Source organism: Rathayibacter sp. AY1B5, from assembly GCF_002932795.1.
Classification (GTDB): domain Bacteria; phylum Actinomycetota; class Actinomycetes; order Actinomycetales; family Microbacteriaceae; genus Rathayibacter.
In genome coordinates this window covers 23439-43299 of record NZ_PSWM01000007.1, presented here as the reverse complement: position 1 = coordinate 43299, position 19861 = coordinate 23439, and the positions used below count along the sequence as shown (strand labels likewise).

Sequence of the window (19861 nt, the reverse complement as noted above, 5' to 3'; positions counted from 1 at the left end):
TGCCTCCGGCGCGACGGCGCCGTCTCAGCCCTCGAGCAGGATCGCGTCGATCTGGCCCATCGCCTGGCGGAGCCCCTCCTCCATGCCCATCTGGACCATCTGCTCGAGCTGCTCGACCGACTCGAAACGGCTGCTGAGGACCATCCGCGTGCGCCCCTGCTCGATCTCGTCGAGGGTGACCGCGGCTCGGGTGACGCCCAGCGCGTCGACCGGGTCGCCCCGCTCGTCGGCGAAGCCGTCCTCGAACTCGAACCGCGTCGGCTCCTCCACCCGGGTCACGCGCCACCAGCCGCGTGCCTGCTCGCCGTCCGGTCCGGTCATGACGTAGGCGCTCCGCCCGCCCTCGACCGGCTCGTGCCGCTCGAAGGTCGCCGGCCAGGTCGGCGGCCCCCACCAGCGCTCGAGGCGGCGGGGGTCCGTCCAGAGGAGCCAGACGCGCTCGATCCCGGCGTCGAACTCGGCGGTCACGGTCAGGGTCAGTTCCTCGATGTCCTTCACGGACTGCAGCACGCTCATCGCGCCTCTCCCTCCAGCAGGTCCCGCGCGCCGGCCGGCTCGCGGGTGTCACTCCTCGTCGAGGAGGTCCGACATGCGGTCGATCCTCCCCGCCCACAGCTGCTCGTACGTGTCGAGCAGGCGCGACGCCCGCCGCACTGCGGCGACCTCGCCCTGCACCAGCTGCTCCCGCCCCCTCCTCCGCTTGCGGACGAGTGCCGCCCGCTCGAGGACGGCCACGTGCTTCTGCACCGCCGCGAACGACATCTCGTAGCGCGCCGCGAGTGCGGAGACGGACTGCTCGCCGACCAGCACCCGGGCGACGATGTCGCGTCGGGTGCTGTCGGCCAGCGCCCGGAAGAGCAGGTCGATGTCGGCGTCCGTTCGTACAACCATGTGGTTGCACATTAGGGCCGACCCTCCCCCGGCGCAAGGGCGACAGGTCTGCGGGTGAGCGCGTCGCTCCGGCGCCCGACCTCAGGCGCCGGCGGCGTCGAGGGCCTCCGCAGCGGCGGCGAGCACCCAGTCCGGCAGGGGACGGGCCGCGAACAGCGAGGCGTAGAGCCGAGCCATCGAGTCGTCGGGGTCGAGCCGCAGCGCCTCGTCGAGATGGAGCCCGGCGAGGCTCGAGACTCCCCTCGCCCACCAGCACCAGGCGAGCACGGTGAGCACGGAGGAGCGCGCCTCCTCCGGCGCCAGCGCGGCAGCACGGGCGAGGAGTCCGGTCGCCCGCGCCAGACGGGCGCGCTCGGGAGCGCGCCCGCTGCCGAGCAGCAGGGCCGACAGCTCGAGGTCGTGGTCGTCGTCCGTTCCGGCGCGGGCCTCGCCGACCGCGACGGGTGGCACACCGACCCCCGCCTGCGCGTTCCGCGCGATCTGCACGGTCACCCGGTCGCGGAGGGGCGGCGACTGCAGGGTACGCACGATCAGTCCTTCGCGGCGGACGTCCCGCGGCCCGCTGAGCCAGCGCTCGACGAGCCGCTCCGTGTCGTCGACCAGGGGCGGCCGGCGGAGCACCTCCGCGACGAGCGTGCGATCGGCCTCGGCGACCGGCGGCAGCACCGAGAGCGCGTCGATGTCCAGAGGCTCGTCGGCCACCGCTCGGGCGAGGACGCCGGTCTCGCTCCGCTCGATCTCGAGGAGCGGACGTGGCCTGCGGCACTCCTCGGCGTCCGTGTAGCGCCCCCATCCGTCGGCGGCGATGCAGGCCACGGCGACGATGTCCAGGCGCGTGCGCTCCAGGCACCGGAGCACCGCGCGACCGAGGTCGAGATGCGGGATCCCCCGCTCCTCCGCGTAGCCCGCACGGGTGCAGACCACCACCAGCACACCGGTGGCCCGCGGCATCGTCTCCATCACGGCCGCGCAGCCGCCCGCCAGCGCCTCGGCCTCCCTCCCGCGCAGTGCCTCCGGGAGCGGGATCCGGAAGCCTCCCCCGGCGCGCGTGCCGAGGAACGGCACCACCACGATGGACTCCTCCGGCCGGATGCCGATGATGGAGGGGACAGCCGCCAGGAGGTCCTGGATCGCGCTCGCCCGCAGGACTTCGGGATCGCGGCGGCGGGAGGGAGGAGCAGGGGTTCGCTGTGTGGATGTCATGTCCGTCACCCTGCTCGCGTGGCGGGCACAGCAGGATCCCGCAGGCCCGGACCGGGGAGGACCGGAGCGGATCGGCACCTGTGGAGGAGCGCCCGGGGCTGTCGGCTCAGCCGACCGCGGGCGCTCGCAGCACCTTCGCCATCGGCCGCCCCTTCGCGATCTCGTCGATCAGCTTGTCGAGGTACCGGACGCGCTGCATCAGCGGATCCTCGATCGTCTCGACCCGCACACCGCAGATCACCCCCGTGATGGCTGAGGCCTCCGGAGGCAGGCGCGCCGCCGCGAAGAACTCCTCGAAGGTCGTCCTGCTGTCGAGGTGCCGGGTCAGCTCCTCGTCCGAGAAGCCGGTGAGCCAGCGCACCGCCTCGTCGACCTCCTCCCTCGTCCGGCCCTTGCGCTCCGCCTTCGCCACGTAGAGGGGGTGCACGTCGGCGAACGCCACGGAGAAGATCCTGCTCATGGCCGGGAAGCGTACTCGGGCGACGCCCGGCGCGGCAGAGGCGCCGGCCCCGCTATCCTCCCCAGTGGCCCTCGCGCCTCCACCCCGCAGCCCACAGAGAGAACCACCGTGAGCCTCCTCCGCACCAAGTCCGTCGAGCAGTCGATCGCCGACACCGATGAGCCCGAGTACAAGCTCAAGAAGTCGCTGACCGCGCTCGATCTCACGGTCTTCGGCGTCGGAGTCGTCATCGGCGCCGGCATCTTCACCCTCACCGGCCGCGCCGCCCACGACATCGCCGGGCCGGCGATCGTCCTGAGCTTCGTCGTGGCCGCCTTCGCCTGCGCCCTCGCGGCCATGTGCTACGCCGAGTTCGCCTCCACGGTCCCGGTGTCGGGCTCCGCCTACACCTTCTCCTACGCCTCCCTCGGCGAGCTCTTCGCCTGGATCATCGGCTGGGACCTGATCCTCGAGCTGTTCCTCGGAGCGAGCGTGGTCGCGCAGGGGTGGAGCGCCTACCTCGGGTCGCTGCTGCAGCAGCTGGGAGTGACGCTCCCACCGGCGCTCACCTACGGCGGCGTGGTCGACGTGCCGGCGATCCTGCTCGTCCTCGTGCTCGGCGCGCTGATGACCTTCGGCATCAAGGAGTCGCTGCGCGTGAACCTGGTGCTCGTCGCGATCAAGCTGTTCATCGTCCTGTTCGTCATCATCGCGGGCCTGCAGTTCGTGAACACCGCCAACTACACGCCGTTCGTCCCCGCCGCCGAGCCCTCGCAGTCCGCATCCGGGCTGACCCAGCCGCTGCTCCAGTTCCTCTCGGGCATCGAGCCGGCCACGTTCGGGGTCGGCGGCATCATCGCCGGCGCCTCCCTGGTGTTCTTCGCCTACATCGGGTTCGACGTCGTGGCGACGACCGCGGAGGAGACCCGCCGGCCCCAGCGCGACCTGCCCATCGGCATCATCGCCTCGCTGATCATCTGCACGGTCCTCTACTGCGCCGTCGCCCTCGTCGTGACCGGCATGGTCCCCTACCGCGAGCTCGACCCGTCCGCCGCGCTCGCCAACGCGTTCGCGTACCACGGGCAGACCTGGATGGCGACGGTCATCTCGGCCGGCGCCGTCGCCGGTCTGACCACCGTCGTGCTGACGCTGCTGATCGGAGCGACGCGCATCATCTTCGCGATGGCGCGCGACGGACTCCTCCCGCGGCGCCTGGCCACCGTCCACCCGCGCCTGCGGACGCCGTGGTTCACCTCCGTGGTGGTGACGATCGTCGTCGCCCTGCTCGCCGGGCTCACCCCGATCGGCGTGCTCGAGGAGATGGTCAACATCGGCACGCTCTCGGCGTTCGTCCTGGTCTCGGTCGGCGTCGTGGTGCTGCGCCGCAAGCGGCCCGACCTGAAGCGCGGCTTCCGGGTCCCGCTGAACCCGTGGCTCCCGCTGCTCTCCGCCCTGATCTGCACCTACCTGATGCTCAACCTCTCGATCGAGACCTGGCTGCGCTTCCTGATCTGGCTGGCGGTGGGCTTCGTGATCTACTTCGCCTACTCGCGCAGCCACGCGAAGATCGGGAAGTAGGGACAGGCGCCGAGCGTGCAGGCCCTGTCAGTTCGACTCCCCGATAGCGCGAAGGACTTCTCGGCAGGCGTCCTCGAGCGGGATCCTCTCCTGCTCGATCCGTCTGAAGGGCGCCGGTCCTGAGGTCGCGACCACCGAGTAGGCCTCTCTCTCGTGCTCGGTCAAGCCTCTCGGCCGAGTGCGCGACGCACGGAGCGGTGTTCCGTGAGGGTCGTGCTTCACTCCACGAGACGCGAACCGTCGGACGGCGTCGCCGTCCATGAGGATCGACCGGACCGGGACACCGTGCTCGGCGAGAGCCGAGCGGAGGTCGGCGAGGATGGAGAACCCGCGACTGTCGATGTCGCCCCAGTAGACAACGTGCTCGACGTCCCTGAGCCAGTCGAGGTCGGCCAGAAGGGAGGCGGCGGCGCTCCCACCCCCCTCGATGACGAGCGCGCCGGGCAGATCCGGGAACCACAGCCTGCAGTCTCGATTCTCCACGACGACGACGACGCGCGGTTCGTACGGAAGGGAGTGCAGATCGCCCGTCGTCCACGAATCGTGTCGACGTCGGCCGCTCTCGAGATACTGCGGGTCCACGTAGGTCAGATGGAGGACGGCGAGACGCGGTCGCAGTTCGGTTCCGAGGTCGCGTCCTGTCAGCACGTCCAGAAGGCGAAGATGCTTGACGAGCCACTTCGAGTGCGCCCCGGGCAGAGGAAGCTGACGACTCGTCCACCCGCTCAGGTCCGAGTGACCGCGAAGCCAGGCGACGGCTTCCACGAGGACATCGATGTCAGGATCAGCGAACGTTGCAATGCGCTCCAGGACCCTCGGCGTGAGGATCGCTCCTGACGTGCGCAACGAGATCGCGGCCAGACGAGCCCTCTCCACGAACGCGAGCGGTCCGCCCGCCCTCTCCTGCTGCAGAACCGCGAAGGCGGTCTCGAGCGAGTCGACGATCAACTGGAGAGGAGCATCGACCGCGACGCCTTGGACGTTGATGGAGGACCGGATACAGCTGATGCCGCTGACGTCGCCCAGGTTGAAGCCGTCCCACAGCCGCAACCATGAACTCCAGGGTCCGAAGCCCACCTCGGCGACGTGCGACGGCGACGTCACTCCCGGACGAAGGCCCACGGAGATCGGATCCGGTTCCGCGCCGTCGAGATCGGCGAGTACTCTGTCAGCCCAGGTCTTCCGAAGCGCGGCGGCCACGCTCTTCATCGCACCGTCAGGAGTGGTCAGACTCGGCATCGGTCACCTCTCTCCCAGGCCCACCTTCGGCCTGGCCCAGGAGCGTCCGCGCGTGTCTTTGAGGATGTCGTACTCCACCTCGACGTGCGGCTCGATCGCGCTGTACTTGTCGTTCGGGGCACCGATCACGAGCTGGAAGCCGAGACCGCGCCACGCGCCGATCGCCCGCTTGGTGAAGTGGGCGTCGGCCTTGATCAGCGCTTCGTCCATGAAGACCGGGGCGTACCGCGGGCGATCGGCTCCCGCGTCGCCGAGCTGGTAGCGCAGCGCAGCTCCGACGATGAAGGCGATCAGCTCCTGCGACTCCCCGCCGGACTTCTCGCCGATGTGGTCGTACAGCGCCACGTGCGCTCGGGTGACGGCGTCCACGCGCTCGGCGCTGACACGGACGTGGTTGCGGACGTCGACGAGGTCGCCGAAATCGGGCGCGGTGCGCCGCAGCCGCTGGATGAGTCGGGACATCCGCCGGTAGACCTGCTCGCGCTCCTCCTCCGTGGACACCGCCTGGATCTGGGCGCGCACGTCCCGGAGCTCGCGGCGGAACCGGCGGCGCACCTCCGACTGGTTCTCGCGCGTGGTGATCTGCAGGCGGTGACCGTCGTCGTAGAACGGCAGATCCTGCATGATCACGTTGATCGGCTCGATCCGCTCGCGGATCTCCCGCAGCGAGCGGCCGAGCGTGGAGTCGAAGCTCGTGAGGTCGTTGCCGGAGAGAGTGAGCAGGCTGTCGCGCCACTCGGTCTCGAGCCGGTGCAGGCCGCTGGTCTCGAGAGCGTCGAGCAGCCGCTCGAAATCACCCGCGGACGCCTCGGGGTCCACCAGCAGGTTGGGGTTCGGCCAGCGGTCGAGGAAGCCTGCCATGATCCGGCCGGCGCTCTCCCGCTGCTGCTCGTGCGCCTCGGCTGCGGAGCGGCGGTCCTCCGCGAGACGTTGCGCCGCCGTGGCCAGCGCGGCGTCGAAGCGGACCAGGACGTCCGAGGCGCTGCCGGACGCCGCGGCCTCGGTCAGCGTGAACCGGGCGTCGAGGAAGGCGCGCTGGTCGTCGTCGAGCTCCCGTCCGGCGCGCTCCGCCGCATCGAGAACCCCCTGGCTCGCGTCGACGTCGTCGACCACGACGGCCCACTCCGCCTCGATCCGCTCGCGCTCCACCCCGGCGCGGGCGATCTCCTGGCGGAGGCGCTCGAGGCGGCCGCGCAGCCCGTCCATCTGCTCCTGCAGCCGCGCCAACTCGGGATTCACCTCCGCCACCTCCTCGAGCACCGAGGTCCAGCGCTCCTGCTCGGCGACAAGGGAATCGACGTCGACCTGGTCCCAGGACAGTCCGGCGATGCGGGCGAAGCGGACGAGGCGGTCTTCGACAGCGTCGAGTGCCTCCTCCGCGACTCGGGACGCCTCTGTCGCCGCCGCGCTGCGTGCGCGAGCCGTCTCGACGAGCGCACTCAACTCGCGCAGCCTGCGCGAGTTCGAGAAGCCCAGGACGTTCGCCGCGCCGTGGCCGCCGTGCGCTCCGCGCTGGCCCTGAGAGAGCTGCCCGGAGAGAGCGAGTGCCAGCCGGTGCCGGCCGAGGTCGCCGGCGCTGTCGACGCAGACGAAGCCGAAACGGTCTTCGAGGCGGTCCTGCAGCCACCCGGTGAAGGGCGTGGAGCGGTAGTCCAGACGGCCGGGCAGTGTCGACGGATCGAGGCCGCGCACCTCCTCGAGACCTGTCTGCACGCCCTCGTAGCGGAGGCGGATCGGAAGGCGCACCGCATCGACGGCGGAGCGGAAGCGGTCGAGATGGGCGACATCGAGCAGGAGCGTCGTCGCGAAGCCGCCGAGAGCGAGGCCGAACGCGTCCCGCCACGGCTCGAACTCGCTCCGCACCTCGACGAGCTCTCCCACGAAGGGCAGGTCGTCGACCGGGAGGTCCGCCGCACGGGCGATGATCTCCCGCGCCTCGTGCAGCGGCCTCGGGATGCTGTCCTGATGCTGGGAGGCCGCGCGGTGCTCCGCGTCGAGGTCGACGAGAGCGCGGACCGCCGCCGTGCGCTCCGTCGTCGCCTCCGCGTAGGCCGCTCGGGCGTCGCGCTTCGTCGCGGCGGCGCTCGTGACGTCGGAAGCGCGTGCGAGAGCCCTCTCGAAGCCCTCGCGGGTGGTCTCCTCCTCACCCAGGGCCCGCAGATCCTCGTCGAGCCGCATCCTGCTGTCGCGCACCGTCTCGAGCCGCCGCTCCACCTCGCGGAGCTCTCGCTGGGCCGTCTCGAGGCGGTCGCCGCCGGAGGCCCGCAGCACCTCGGCGAGGCCGTCCCGCTCCGACTCCGCCGCCTCGGCGAGCGCCCGCTTCTCTCGGAGCACGGCGTCGACGGCGCGGGTGCGCTCGCGCAGCTCCGCCTCGACGTCGCGCAGCAGGCCGAGGCGCTGCTCCGCCCGCCACAGGGCCGCCGGCGACACCGGGGCGTCGAACTCCCCGAGCGCGTCGATGAGGCGCACGCGCTCCGCGGACGCGGCGATGCGCAGGCGCAGGCCCCGCAGCGGCTCGAGTGCCGCGACCTGCTGACGGGCGGTGAGCATCCGCTGCCGGGTGCTCTCGAGTTCGTCGAAGTGGGCGACGACCGCGTCGGCGGAGGCGAGGGTCTCGGGCTCCTCGAGCACGAGCCGCTTGTAGAGGTCGTCGACGGTGGTGATCTGCTGACCCGCCTGGATGCGGGCGAGCAGGCTCATCGCCTTCGATCCGGCTCCCGCCGCTCCGATGCCGAGCACCGCGTGCAGGCGCGCCGAGAACTCGCGATCCGTCGCGAGCGGGTCCAGGCCCGCCGCCCGGAGCGAGGCATCGGAGAAGCGGTGCGCCGCTGCGCGGTCGAGCGCGGTCAGGTCGATCGGGCCCTCGGCGCTCGCGCGGACGCGCACCGTCTCCTCGAGCACGCGGGAACCGGCCGGGACGTACCAGGCGCGGACCGCGCTGAACCGCGAGCCGTCGTGGTCGACCCAGGTCATCGCGACGGCGGTCCAGGTGTCGACTCCGTCGCCGCGCAGGACGCGCATGGTCGTGCCCTCCTCCGTCCGCGACTCGTCGAGCTTCCCGCGGGCGTAGGAGAGGATGTTGCGCTGATCCTCGCCGCGGGGCCGACCGGTCACTCCGCCGTTGGAAGCGCCGTTGAACGGCGTGGTGTGCGGCATCATCAGGGCGATGTAGGCGTCCATCAGGGTCGACTTGCCGGACCCGGAGCCGCCGCAGAGCAGCGTGGCGCCGGGCGAGAAGCGGACCCGGTGCGCGCCGTCGTAGCCGCCCCAGTTGACCAGCTGCAGGTCCTCGGCGAGCCACTGCTGACCGCGCGAGGCGGCGGGGATCAGGCCGAAGAGGGTGTCGAGCATCGTCATCGGGGGTCGTCCTCCGGGTCGGGGGTGTCGTCGTCGGGGAGGTCCTCGTCCGCCGCCTCCGGATCCACGGAGCCGGGCTCCTCGGCGAGCGCCGCTCCCCCGGCCGGAGACGCCTCCTCGCTTCTGCGCCCGTGCAGCCAGTCGCTCAGCTCCCGCAGCTTCGGCGCGCTCAGCACGATCTCCACGATCGGGCTGATCCGGTACCGCCCTGCGGACTCCTCGTCGACGATGCCGTCGCGGCCGAGCCGCTCCAGCGCCTTGCGGACCATGCGCTGCCGGCGCGCGGTGTCGCGCTCGGCGTCGGCGAAGTAGCTGAGCACCGTCTGCTCGACCTCCTCGACGTCCACCCGCGCCGACGGCTCGCCGGCCGCCGACTCCCGCTGATGAACCGTGCGCAGGTGCACCAGCACCAGCGTCTCGGCGCGGGTGTAGGGGAGGTCGCGCAGCAGCACCGGCATCTCGACCTCGTCGGAGCGCACCTGCTGCTTGTACGCGACTCCGCGCTCGTGGTCGACGACGAGCCGCACGAACAGGTCGTTGAGCCGCGACTCGATCAGCTGCCGGTGCTCCTGGAGCACGGCCCACTGCTCGCGATGGCGGTCGGCGAGGAGGAAGCGGCGCTGCAGCACGTGCACGAGCACGCGGCGCACCTCGGTGTCGAGGACGCCGCGGTCGCCGGGGAAGAGCTCGTCGGGGTCCTCCTCCATCGACACGGGCGCGATGAACGGATCGACGGCGGGCTCGTCGGTCGCCGGGGTGTCACTCATCGTCGGTCTCCTCCTGGGTGCGGGCGGTCACGGATCCGAAGGCGAAGCGGCGCACGGTCCCGTCGGGTCGGCGGGCGCTGACGACGGAGTAGCCCTCGCGGTCGACGAGGCCCGTCCGGTGCGCGATCTCCAGCAGCCCGAGCAGGTCGACGGGCCGTCGTGTGTCCTCCGGAGCCGCGCTGAAGGCGTCCGCCAGATCGAACTCGTCGCCGAGCCGCGCGACGTACGCCTCCAGCTCCGCATAGCGGGGACCGCCCCAGGCCCGGCTGTCGTCGCCGACGAACTCCGCGTCGCCGTCGTCTCCGGCGAGGGGCGCCGGCCCTCCGGCAGGGCGCACATCGCCGAGCGTCTGCCGCAGGTGGCCGATCCCGGCGACGGGCAGGTGCCGCAGCGGCGCGACCGGCGCATCCGGCGAGATCCCGCCCGTCCACTCCTGGAGCCCCGCCATCACCTCGCGCAGCAGCTCGTCCACCTGGCGGTCGCGAGCCGGATCGTGGGTGCGGACCTGACCCGTGATGACGTGGGAGGCGCGGCGCTGCGCGGTCAGCACCTCCTGCACCCCCAGCTCCACCCGGCGTCCGATCGCGCTGAGCTCGGCGCGCTGCGCCGGGTCCATCAGGCGCGAGAAGGGCTGCACGAGCACGGTGTGGAGCTGGTCGGCGAGCGCGTCGATCCGCTCGGGGTCGCCCAGGAGGCGCAGCGCCCCGGCGAACGCACGGCCCTCGCTGGTGGCCTGCATCACGTGCTGCCCGCGCTCCAAGTACTCCCGCAGCACCTCGCCGGTCGGGCGGACGTCGCGGCGCAGGTCCGCGACCACGTCGCGCTGCATCGCCTTGATCGACTCCGCCACCCGCGCGAAGTCGGCCGGCAGCTCGCGGGCCAGATGCACCACGTTCTCCGCCTCCTCGAGGAGCTGCTCGTCGTCGGCCGGCTCGAGACCGGCGCCCTCCTCGAGCGCGGCGATCTCCGCGTCCAGGCGGGCCCGCTCCTCGCGGAGCCGTGAGAGCCGCGCCTCCGGGTCGGGCTCGACGTCCGCTGCCAGCCGCTCGACCGCCTCCAGCAGGGTGCGCACCCGCGAGTTCGAGACGCGCGTGCGTCCGCCTCCGGTGCGCCCGGTGATCTCGAGGGCGCTCACGGCGTGGGCGCTCATCCGGTAGACCTCGGCCTCGCCCTCGATCTGCGGCACGAGCCAGCCGACGCGGACCCAGTAGCGGCACACCTCGCGCGCCGTGCCGCTCGGCAGCGCGCGCTCGCCCTCGTCGTACCCGGCCGAGCGCAGCTCCTCGAGCAGCTCCCCCACCTCGGCGTGCGCGTCGGCCACGGCCACCGCCTGCCGGTCGACCGTGAACACGAGCGACAGGGCGGCGACGACGAACGGGGCGTAGCGGCCGTGCAGGAGATCGAGGGTCGGTGTCCGGAAGGCGCCGAGGGAGCGCAGGTAGGCGGCCTCGGCGCGGGAGTTCGACATCGCCCTCAAGGATAGGCGGCGGGCCGGCATCGCGCGGACGGGGCGCCAGGCCTGCACCGGGCCGGTGGTCAGACGCCGTCCGGATGGAGTGCTCTGTGGAGCGCGAGCGCGAGGGCGGTGCGATCGCGGGCGCCGAGCTTGCGCAGGAGCGAGGACACGTGGTTCTTGACGGTGCCCTCCGCGAGCACGAGCGCGGCGGCGATCTCCCGGTTCGTGCTCCCTTCCGCTACCAGCTCGGCGACCACCCGCTCACTCCGCGTGAGCAGCGCCAACGGGCTCTCGCCGGTGCGGCCCGGCTGGACGGCCGGTCGGGCTACGCGCGGATCGATCACCATCCCGCCGCCGATCACGGCGTCGAGCGCCAGGACGAGGCCCTCCACCGAGGTGTCCTTGAGGAGGAATCCGGCCGCTCCTGCGGCCAGGGCCTCCTGGACGAGCGCGTGGTCGTCGAAGGTGGTCAGGAGGAGGACGGGCAGATGCGGGTGCCGCCGCGCGCACTCGGCAGCGAGCTCCACGCCGTCCATGACCGGCATCCGCGCGTCGGTGACGACGACGTCCACCTCCGTCGTGTGCAGAATCTGCAGAGCGACCTGTCCGTTCTCGGCCTGGGCCGAGATCTCGACCCCCTCGACCGTCGAGAGGAGCATGACCAGCCCGCGGCGGATCATCTGCTGGTCCTCCACCAGCAGCACTCGCCTCGGCGTCGTCTCCGTCACGAAGCGCGCCCCTCGTGTTCCCCGCCGCCGCGTCCGAGAGGGATCGCGAGACGCAGGAGGAACCGGTCGTCGATGCGCCGCGCCGTCAGCCGCCCCCCGCGAGCCGTCGCGCGATCGTCGAGGCCGCGCAGCCCGAAGCCCAGCTCGGGCTCGCCGTCGCGGATACCGGACCGTCTGCCCGCGTCGATGTCACTGAGCATCGAGAGCTCGAGCCGGCTGTCCTCGGTCTCGAGATCGATGCGGACACTGCGGGCAGCGCCGTGCCGCAAGGCGTTCGTCAGCCCTTCCTGAACGCCCCGATAGATCACGAGCGCGATCTCGTCGTCGCTCGTGAGGACACGGTCCGACGCCGTGTCGCCGACCACATCGACGGTGACTCCTGTGCCGCGGAAGGATTCCGCGATCAGCTCCAGCGCGGCCAGCCCGCGGGCGCCCTGGTTCCGGACGGGGCTGAGCGCTCTCACCCACATCCGCATGTCCGCGAGCGCCTCGCTCGACGCGGATCGAGCCGTGCGGACCTCTGCCCACGCCTGCTCGGCATCGGCGGGGCGCAGGCGATCGGCGAGCTCGAGACTCATCGAGACGAGGGTCAGCTTGTACCCGAGGCCGTCGTGCAGCTCACGAGCGCTCCGGGCACGCTCGTCCGACAGCAGCAGCTCCCTCTCCGTCGCGGACGCGCGATGCAAGCGCCGGATCACCCGCTGATCAGCGGATCGCTCGCTCTCGAATCCCCGAAGAGAGAGACCCAGGGCGATCCCGAAGCACATCAGCACGGCCACCGGCACCACGTTGAGCACACCGTCGAGAGCCCCGGAGAGGAGCGTCCTCCCCGAGCCGACGGCACCCCCGACGTGGAGGGCCAGTCCGACGGAGGCGATCCAGATCATCGCGTGCGCCCCTGCGCGGAGCGAGACGTCGACCACCGCGAACGCCACGACGAGGAGGAGGACCGGGATCGTGAAATCGAGCCGGCCGAAGACGACGACCGGCGTCGCGGCGACGACGGACACCGCCGTCACGGCGGCCCCGTGCCCCGCTCTCATCATGCGCGGCCGAACGACCCAGATCCCGGCGATCACGGGTGCCAGCGCGAGCCACGCGACTGCCGCGACCGGTGGACCGGCGCCCCTCTGAGCGGAGTCGACGACTCCCAGGCTCCCCGCCATGACGAGGCAGCAGAGTGCGATCACCTGGAGCGCGACGACCGTCCTGTCCACTGCGCTCGACGAGGAGGAGGACCCGAGCCCGGCACGCGCGGGCTCCCCCGCCCACGGAACGGAAGAAGCCGCGTCCGTCCCCGGAGATGAGCCCATGTCGACAATGGTAGCCCGGGCACCGAGAGCGAGACCCGTGACCACGGTCATGTCCCTGCTGTGACCCCGGTCATTGTCATCCATGACCCCGGCGGGAAGCGCCCGGCCGGAGCCCTTCGTAGCCTCGGAGTCAGCACCGCGCCGTCTGCTCGGTGGGTCACGCCGCCGAGGAAGGGGAAGCGATGCCGCTCGACCTCGAGTACCTCCAGTACTGCCGCCCGGGGATGCCGTTCTACGCCCTCGCCGGCGACGAGGACCCCGTCGAGGGCGATGTTTTCGATGTCGCGCATCGCGCACCCGAGGGCTGGCAGACGAGGGAGTCCCGCCCGTGGCGGAACTGGATACCCGACGGATTGTCCTTGCCGAGGCAGGGGTGGAAGATCCACCTCTCGACAACTCTCGGCGATGCTCGGACGATCCTCGACGCCACCTCTCGCCACTGCTTCGGCTCCCGCTTGCCGTTCAAGCACCTCGCGAGCGCCGATCTCCTCCTGATGCAGAACGGCAAGTACGCCGATCGGGCTGGGGCCGGGAAGTTCATCACGGTGTACCCCGGTTCGGACGACGAGTTCGCCCGCGCGCTGGAGGATCTCGACGCCCTTCTGGCCGGGTGCAGAGGTCCCTACATACTCTCCGATCGGCGCTGGCGGTCCGGCCCGGTCCACTTCCGATACGGGGCCTTCCTCCCGTCCGAGACCGACACGGGCTTCGTCTCGACACTCATCGATCCGGACGGGAACGAGATCGAGGACGTCCGGCGACCGGCCTACACGCCCCCTCCCTGGGCGTCGCTTCCAGACTCCGTCGAGGTCGAGGGAGAGGAAGAAGGAGAGGTCGCCTTCGGTTTCGACATGCTCTCAGCCCTGCACTTCTCGAACGGCGGCGGAGTCTATCTCGCCGAAGCGACGACGGATGAGTTCGTCCCGATCGGGACGGTGGTGGTCCTCAAGGAGGCGCGTCCACATGCCGGGCTCGACGGCGACGGCGTCGACGCGGTGACACGTCTGGCCCACGAGGAGGAGGTGCTGGTGGATCTGCAGTACCTGGGCTGCGTACCGGTCTTCTACGGTTCCTTCACCGCCTGGGAGCACCGATACCTGGTCATGGAGCACGTGGAGGGGAACGATCTGAAGCGCGAGTGGATGACTCGGACTCCGCTGCTCCGTCCGGCCCCCTGGCTTCTCGTCGACGACGGGTACACCTCGTGGCTGAGCGCGACCGTCGCACGGCTCGACGCTGCGCTCTCCTCCGTGCACCGCGCCGGATGGCTTCTCGGGGACATCCACCCGAAGAACGTCATCATGCGGAACGGAACGCATCCGTGCCTGCTCGACTTCGAGTTCGCGCACAGGATGGATCCCGAGTGGCGGTCCGGCCAGGGAGCTCCCGGATACGAGCCCCGGGAAGGCTTGAGGGGGACGCGAGCCGACGAGTGGTCGCTGGGGATCCTCGAACTCGATCTCCTCTTCCCTCAGGCGACGATCGCCGACCAGGGCAACGTCGCGAAGATCGAGCAGCTCTTGCGAGCAGCCGCAGACGACCTCGCCGTCCCGTCCGCCGTGCTGCGGTCTGTGAGGGCGCACACCCTCGATGCTCTTCCCACCTCGAGCCGGAGATCGGTCGACGAGCGCGTCGATCGTCTTGCCGCCTGCTCCGACCACCAGCTGCGGAATCTGATCGTCCGAGGTGTCACGTCGGTTCTCGAATGGGCGGAGGACGCTCCTGTCGTTCCCGGAGACATCCCTCTTCTCGCCCGCGACAGCGCCGATCATCGTGCGGGGTTTCCCTACGGCGCGGCGGGAGCCATCACTTTTCTGGGGCGGTCGGGAGACGCGGATCTCGAGGCTGCTGATCGCTGGCTCGCCGGTCGCGTCGCCGGAGTGCGCTCGCGCGGGCTCTGCGGGCGGGAGGGAATCCGGTTCGCTGCACGCGAGGCAGGACTCACGCGCACACTCGATGCCCTGCAGTCCACGCGTGCGGCTACCCCCTCTGGTCCGACCCTCTGGTCGGGGTGGGCCGGCGCAGGGCTCGCCGATCTCGCAGAAGGAGAAGATCCGTCCGAGGCGGCCCACCATCTCGCCGCACTCCTCGACGAGGATGCGCGGGGAGCTTCCGTCGGCCTCCTCCACGGATGGTGCGCCGCCGCGATCCTGTTCGCTCGGCTCCATGAAGCCACCGGAGACGACTTCTACGTCTCGCTCGCTGTACGAGCCATCGACGCCGATCTCTCACGATGCACGATCACCCGCAACGGGACCCTCGAGTTCGACGAGGGGTGGAGAACGCTCCCCTATCTCGGGATCGGGTCGACCGGTCCGGGTCTGGCGATCCTCGAGCTGCAGCGGGTGACGGGCTCCGAGCTCTTCGCGGAGTCCCTCGCCGCCATCGATGCCGCCGCGACCTATCAGCAGTGCGCGCAAGCCTCGCTCGCCCACGGTCTGTCCGGGTTCCTCATCTACTTGAACCGCCGCACACGCCATCGGCCCAGCGCAGAACTCGACGAGGTCCTCCGTTCGCACATCCGTTCGCTGCGCCTCCATGCCGTGCTCGATGACAGCGGCGTCTTCTTCCGAGGCAATCAGAACCTCCGGCTCTCGTCCGACTATCTGACCGGATCGCTCGGAGTGATCGCGGCGCTCGACGAGCTCGAGACGGGGAGATCCGCCCTGCCCTTCGGACTCTGACCGAGTCCGCCCGACAGGAAGAGAGGAGGTGAACACCATGAACCGGATTCTTGAGTTCCAGACGCTCGAAGGCGAGACCGACGCACACGATGCTGCGCGCGTCAGCACCTTCAGCATCGTCTCGCCGTGCCCGGGCTGGCCCAGCTCGATCACGTGGGGCAACTGCTGACCGTCGCCCGCGAACGCCCGCGATCCCGCACCATCGGGGATCGCGGGCGTCCCGAGAGGGGGAAGGCCATTCACCACGCCTGAGGAGGCGCTCTCATGATCCCCATGCTCCAGGCGCGTGCCGTCGGGCAGACCGTCGCCGCGGGTCGGCGGACGACGACCGTCCTGCGCGGCTGCGACATCCATCTGGAAGGAGGCGGACTCGCTGCTGTCGTCGGCAGCTCCGGCTCCGGCAAGACCTCGCTCCTGATGTGCCTCAGCGGACTGGATCGACCGACGACGGGCACCGTCGAAGTGAACGGCCGGGACGTGTACCGCCTGTCGGCGGCCGAGCGCTCCCGCATGCTCCGCACCGAGATCGGCTTCGTCTTCCAGCAGTACAACCTCGTGCCCTTCCTCGACGTCGAGGAGAACATCGCGCTCCCCTTCCGGCTCGACCGGTCACCCGTGCCGCACGACCGGATCCGTGGGCTCGTCGAGGCGTTCGGTCTGGGGGATCGGCGTCATGCACCTGCACGGACGCTCTCCGGCGGAGAGCAGCAGCGGACCGCTCTCTGCCGTGCCCTCGCACGGCGGCCCAGCATCGTCTTCGCAGACGAGCCGACCGGGGCCCTGGACTCGCACAGCTCGCAGATCGTCCTGTCGACGCTGAGAAGCATGGCGGACGAGGGCCGGATGGTCGTGATGGTCACGCATGATCTCGAAGCCGCGGCACTGGCGGACACCGTCGTGGTGATGCACGACGGGGGAACAGTGAGGACGACCGGCCGCCGGACGAGCCACGAGCTGCTGAGCATCCTCGAAGAGGCCAGGTCCTGAGTCGTGTCCCGCTACGTCGTTCGCATGTTCGCCGCCGACTGGCGCCTGTGGTCACCTGCGACAGCCGTGGTCGCCCTGGTCGCCACCCTGGTCGGGTTGTGCGTCCACCAGTTCGCGTGGACCGGGGACCCTTCGTTCGCCGCCGCAGCCTCGGACGCCGGCGTCGGTCTCCAGGAGTTCCGGATCCTCTCGATCACGATCTACGCCGTGGTGGCACTCGTCGCGTGCGTCGCCCTGACGGTCGTCGGCCGCGCGAGCGTCACGGCCACGAGTCGCACGCACGCGCTCTGGCTCCTTCTGGGTGCCTCGCCGATGCAGGTGTTCGGTGCGACCCTGCTCGTGATCGGCATCGTGAGTCTCACCGGTGCCCTCCTCGGGGCGCTGCTCTCGACGCTGCTGGCGTTCTGGGCTGTTCCCGCCTTCAACGGCGCGGTCTCGTCCGTCGTCGATCTTCCGGCCTTCACGCTGTCACCCTGGGCCCCAGTGGCCACCGTGGGGCTCGGAGCGCTCACCACGCTCGCCGGCGGAGTACTGCCCGCGCGCCGCGCCGCCCGGACGCCGCCGAGTGCTGCGCTCCGAGCGTCCGAGGACGGCCGTCTCCACACCGGTGCGACCGCAGCGCGCCTCGTCAGCGGCCTCGTATTCCTCTTCCTCTCCTGCGGCCTCGTCGCCGCGTCCGGCTCCGCCCGAGAGCTCGGAGCGACCGGACCCGCTCCGATGTTCAACCTGGCCGTCGATGCAGGAGGAAGCCTCCTCCTGGCCGTGTACCTCCTCTGTCCGGAGGCGGTCGGGCTCGTCCTCCGTGCACTGCACGCTCTCCTGGCTCGATCGGGTCTCGTCGTCCCCGCGCTCGGCGTCCGGGCAGCCACGGCCCGGGTGCGGGTCAGCGCCGCCACGATCGCGCCGCTCGCGGCGGGTCTCGGAGGAATAGGAGTCCTCCTGTGCGCGGTGGAGTCGGTCGTAGCCATGACGACGGCGGTCCAGCCCGGGACCCGCGCCGACCTCACCGATGTTCTGACGATCGTCGCGATCGTGGCGGTATCGATGCTCGCCACCAGCGCCGCGGTCATCGCGCTCTCCGCGCAGGACCGCGACCGCGAGATCGCCCTTCTCCAGGCGGCGGGGATGCGGCGCCACCAGATCGTCGGGCTCCTCCTCTCCGAGAGCTTCGCACTGGCCCTCGCTGCGTCGACGGCAGCGGCCGCACCGGTCGCGGCGACCGGTGCGGTCTGCTGGCTGGTCAGTCGCGCGGCCCTCGGCGAGGGTCTGGTGGTCTGGCCCGTCCAGAGCGCCGTTCTCGGGCTCGTCGGCTCCTGGGCGGCGCTCTCGCTGATCCTCGTTGTTCCCGTGCGGGCACGGCTGCGACAGACGCCTGGAGCGCGGTTGCGTGAGCAAGGCGCCTGAGGGGATCACCGGGGACGGCGCGCTGCCGCCTCGGGTTCCTGCGCTCTCCGGATCTCTGAGGGGTCTCGCTGCGATGCAGCCGTCGAGTGCGCCGGAAGAGCAGGCGCGCTCCCGGTCCGTGCTCCTCCGCGACCCGGACGGACGCCCCTTCCGGCACACCCTCGATGTCGCGCCACGGGAGTCGATGGTCCTCGCACCGGATGGCACCGCCTTCGCGATCGTGGGTGATCGGGGAGGCGATGAGCAGCATCGGATCCGCATCGCCGTCGCTGCCGGTGGCGGAGTGATCGAGGTCGCCCATGACGAGCGTCCCGTCTCGCCGCGCATCCGATCGTTCTCGGACGGATTCCTCTGGATCCGCCGAGACGCGGCAGGTCGGCCGTGGCAGGCGGTCTGGTGGCACAGCAGCCGGACGACGCACGTCCTCCTCGAGGAGCCCGACCGGACGAGGCGGCTCGATCTGCGCAGCGTCGCCCACACGACCGCCGTCCTCGGCTCCCGAGGCCCGCTGGGCTCCAGGTACTGGGTGCTGACCGCTGAATCGGACGGCCCGCCGTCGTGCGACCGCCTCGACCTCGACACGGAGGACGCGGACGTCTCCACCTTCACGGGCGGGCTCGCCCTTCTGGATCGACGTCACGGCCTCCTCCAACTGACCGGTTCGACTCCTCCGCTGAACGTTCCCGTTCCTCCTGCTCTCCATGCCGGCCATCTGCAGGAGGCAGGGGAGGATCTCTTCGTCCTCGGCCGGTCGGCCGGCCGGATGGCGGTCTGGTCGCCCGCCGGTGGAGCTGACGCCCTCTGGACGGCGCCACCGGCAGGTGTTCTGCTCCCCGCCGTCGATCCGATCACCCGCCTCCCGGTCCTGCTCGTCTCCTCCCCCGTCCATCGGCCCCAGCGCGTCGACCCGGTGCCGGGCGAGGCGTTGTCCGCCGAACCGGCGAGGCGGACGGAAGTCCGGTCGCTCACCGCGACGAGCCGGGACGGCACACGGATCCCGCTGACCCTGGTTCTGCCGGAGAGCGCGGACGCCTGTCCTGTCGTCGTCCATGTGTACGGCGCTTACGGCATCAGTCTCGAGGGACCGTTCGATCCCTTCACGGACGACCTTCTCGCGCGTGGAGCCGCGATCGCCTACTGCCATGTACGTGGGGGCGGCGAGAACGGCCGGGAGTGGCATCGGCAGGCGACCGGTCTCGGACGCGACCTTCCGATCGAGGACCTCCTCGCCTGTCTGGCGCTGCTTCAGGATCTGCCCGGCATCGACCCTCTCCGGCTCCTTCTCACGGCGGCGAGCGCCGGAGCACTGGCCGCTGCGACGGTCTGCCTCCGTCGGCCCGCAGCACTCCGAGGGCTGCACCTCGTCCACCCGTTCCTCGATCCCGTCACTGCGCTCGATGATCGATCTGCGGCCCTCGCGTCGACCGACCGGGCGGAATTCGGCGAACCCGCCGAGATCCTCTCCGCGGGACTGTCGCCTCTCGCGACGATCGCATCGATGGCTGCCCGGAGCCGACCGCTCCCGCCGGCGTGGATCCGAGCCGGCCGACGGGACGCCCGGGTCGACGCGTCGGCGATCACGGAGTTCGCGCGCCGCTACCGAGCGGTGTCACGGTGTCCGGACCCCTCTCACGTGGTGCTGCGCACGACCTCGGGAGGCCACCTCGACGGGACTGCGCCCGACGAAGCAGAAGAGGAGAACATCCTCGCTCACGCCTGGACGCTCGACCTTCTCGGCCTGGCATGACCCCTGGAACGATGCGCCGACAGCGATTCCCGCTCGTCCTCCGTCCCCGGATGCTGCGGGATCGACGC

Annotated in this window: 16 protein-coding genes; 6 read left to right on the top strand and 10 right to left on the bottom strand. The window is 71.0% G+C overall.

Translation table 11 applies throughout. From position 1 onward, the window contains the following. Nucleotides 1–24: 24 nt before the first annotated feature. The 4 genes from C5D44_RS06655 to C5D44_RS06640 all read right to left on the bottom strand — a co-directional run bounded on the left by C5D44_RS06655 (nucleotide 25) and on the right by C5D44_RS06640 (nucleotide 2554). Nucleotides 25–516: an SRPBCC domain-containing protein gene (locus tag C5D44_RS06655; protein WP_104277593.1), complete on the bottom strand. Its 492-nt coding sequence runs from the start codon at nucleotides 514–516 to the stop codon at nucleotides 25–27. A 48-nt stretch (nucleotides 517–564) separates the two neighbouring features. Next, on the bottom strand, nucleotides 565–891 hold the full coding sequence (locus tag C5D44_RS06650; RefSeq protein ID WP_104281246.1) for a metalloregulator ArsR/SmtB family transcription factor: 327 nt from the start codon (nucleotides 889–891) through the stop codon (nucleotides 565–567). An 81-nt stretch (nucleotides 892–972) separates the two neighbouring features. Then, on the bottom strand, nucleotides 973–2094 hold the full coding sequence (locus tag C5D44_RS06645) for a DUF4192 family protein (protein WP_104281196.1): 1122 nt from the start codon (nucleotides 2092–2094) through the stop codon (nucleotides 973–975). Nucleotides 2095–2200: 106 nt separating this feature from the next. Continuing rightward, a complete protein-coding gene (locus C5D44_RS06640) occupies nucleotides 2201–2554 on the bottom strand; it encodes a DUF2200 domain-containing protein (protein WP_104281195.1) in 354 nt (117 codons plus the stop codon). 108 nt (nucleotides 2555–2662) lie between these two features. Here C5D44_RS06640 and C5D44_RS06635 point away from each other — a divergent pair, with 108 nt between their 5' ends. Next, entirely contained in the window at nucleotides 2663–4111 is a 1449-nt protein-coding gene (locus C5D44_RS06635) for an amino acid permease (RefSeq protein WP_104277596.1), read from the top strand. Between the two features lie 27 nt (nucleotides 4112–4138). Here the strand turns inward: C5D44_RS06635 and C5D44_RS06630 are convergent, their stop codons facing one another. The 6 genes from C5D44_RS06630 to C5D44_RS06605 all read right to left on the bottom strand — a co-directional run bounded on the left by C5D44_RS06630 (nucleotide 4139) and on the right by C5D44_RS06605 (nucleotide 12971). After that, nucleotides 4139–5350: a DUF3322 and DUF2220 domain-containing protein gene (locus C5D44_RS06630; protein ID WP_104281194.1), complete on the bottom strand. Its 1212-nt coding sequence runs from the start codon at nucleotides 5348–5350 to the stop codon at nucleotides 4139–4141. A gap of 3 nt (nucleotides 5351–5353) precedes the next feature. Beyond that, nucleotides 5354–8707, bottom strand: a complete 3354-nt coding sequence (locus C5D44_RS06625; protein ID WP_104281193.1) for an ATP-binding protein — start codon at nucleotides 8705–8707, stop codon at nucleotides 5354–5356. Continuing rightward, nucleotides 8704–9474: a DUF4194 domain-containing protein gene (locus tag C5D44_RS06620; RefSeq protein WP_104281192.1), complete on the bottom strand. Its 771-nt coding sequence runs from the start codon at nucleotides 9472–9474 to the stop codon at nucleotides 8704–8706. Before C5D44_RS06620 ends, C5D44_RS06625 begins: the two co-directional genes overlap by 4 nt. After that, nucleotides 9467–10942 (bottom strand): DUF3375 domain-containing protein, encoded by a 1476-nt coding sequence (locus C5D44_RS06615; RefSeq protein ID WP_104277600.1) that lies wholly within the window; start codon nucleotides 10940–10942, stop codon nucleotides 9467–9469. The genes C5D44_RS06620 and C5D44_RS06615 overlap by 8 nt, the downstream gene beginning before the upstream one ends. Nucleotides 10943–11010: 68 nt before the next feature. Then, nucleotides 11011–11658 carry a response regulator transcription factor gene (locus C5D44_RS06610; protein ID WP_258067896.1) on the bottom strand — a complete coding sequence of 216 codons (648 nt, stop codon included), beginning with the start codon at nucleotides 11656–11658 and terminating at the stop codon, nucleotides 11011–11013. Further along, the gene (locus tag C5D44_RS06605) at nucleotides 11655–12971 is read right to left on the bottom strand and encodes a sensor histidine kinase (RefSeq protein ID WP_146088002.1); all 1317 of its coding nucleotides are present in this window, start codon (nucleotides 12969–12971) and stop codon (nucleotides 11655–11657) included. The genes C5D44_RS06610 and C5D44_RS06605 overlap by 4 nt, the downstream gene beginning before the upstream one ends. A 182-nt stretch (nucleotides 12972–13153) precedes the next feature. Between C5D44_RS06605 and lanKC the strand changes: the two genes are divergently transcribed. The 5 genes from lanKC to C5D44_RS17980 all read left to right on the top strand — a co-directional run bounded on the left by lanKC (nucleotide 13154) and on the right by C5D44_RS17980 (nucleotide 19793). Then, nucleotides 13154–15655, top strand: a complete 2502-nt coding sequence (gene lanKC / locus C5D44_RS06600) for a class III lanthionine synthetase LanKC (RefSeq protein WP_104281190.1) — start codon at nucleotides 13154–13156, stop codon at nucleotides 15653–15655. 28 nt (nucleotides 15656–15683) lie between these two features. Continuing rightward, on the top strand, nucleotides 15684–15824 hold the full coding sequence (locus tag C5D44_RS17985) for a hypothetical protein (RefSeq protein ID WP_181109985.1): 141 nt from the start codon (nucleotides 15684–15686) through the stop codon (nucleotides 15822–15824). A 95-nt stretch (nucleotides 15825–15919) separates the two neighbouring features. Continuing rightward, the gene (locus C5D44_RS06595; protein ID WP_104281189.1) at nucleotides 15920–16642 is read left to right on the top strand and encodes an ABC transporter ATP-binding protein; all 723 of its coding nucleotides are present in this window, start codon (nucleotides 15920–15922) and stop codon (nucleotides 16640–16642) included. 24 nt (nucleotides 16643–16666) lie between these two features. Beyond that, nucleotides 16667–18046 carry an FtsX-like permease family protein gene (locus C5D44_RS06590; protein WP_219812829.1) on the top strand — a complete coding sequence of 460 codons (1380 nt, stop codon included), beginning with the start codon at nucleotides 16667–16669 and terminating at the stop codon, nucleotides 18044–18046. A gap of 763 nt (nucleotides 18047–18809) precedes the next feature. After that, nucleotides 18810–19793 (top strand): prolyl oligopeptidase family serine peptidase, encoded by a 984-nt coding sequence (locus C5D44_RS17980; RefSeq protein ID WP_181118462.1) that lies wholly within the window; start codon nucleotides 18810–18812, stop codon nucleotides 19791–19793. The last annotated feature ends 68 nt before the right edge of the window (nucleotides 19794–19861 follow it).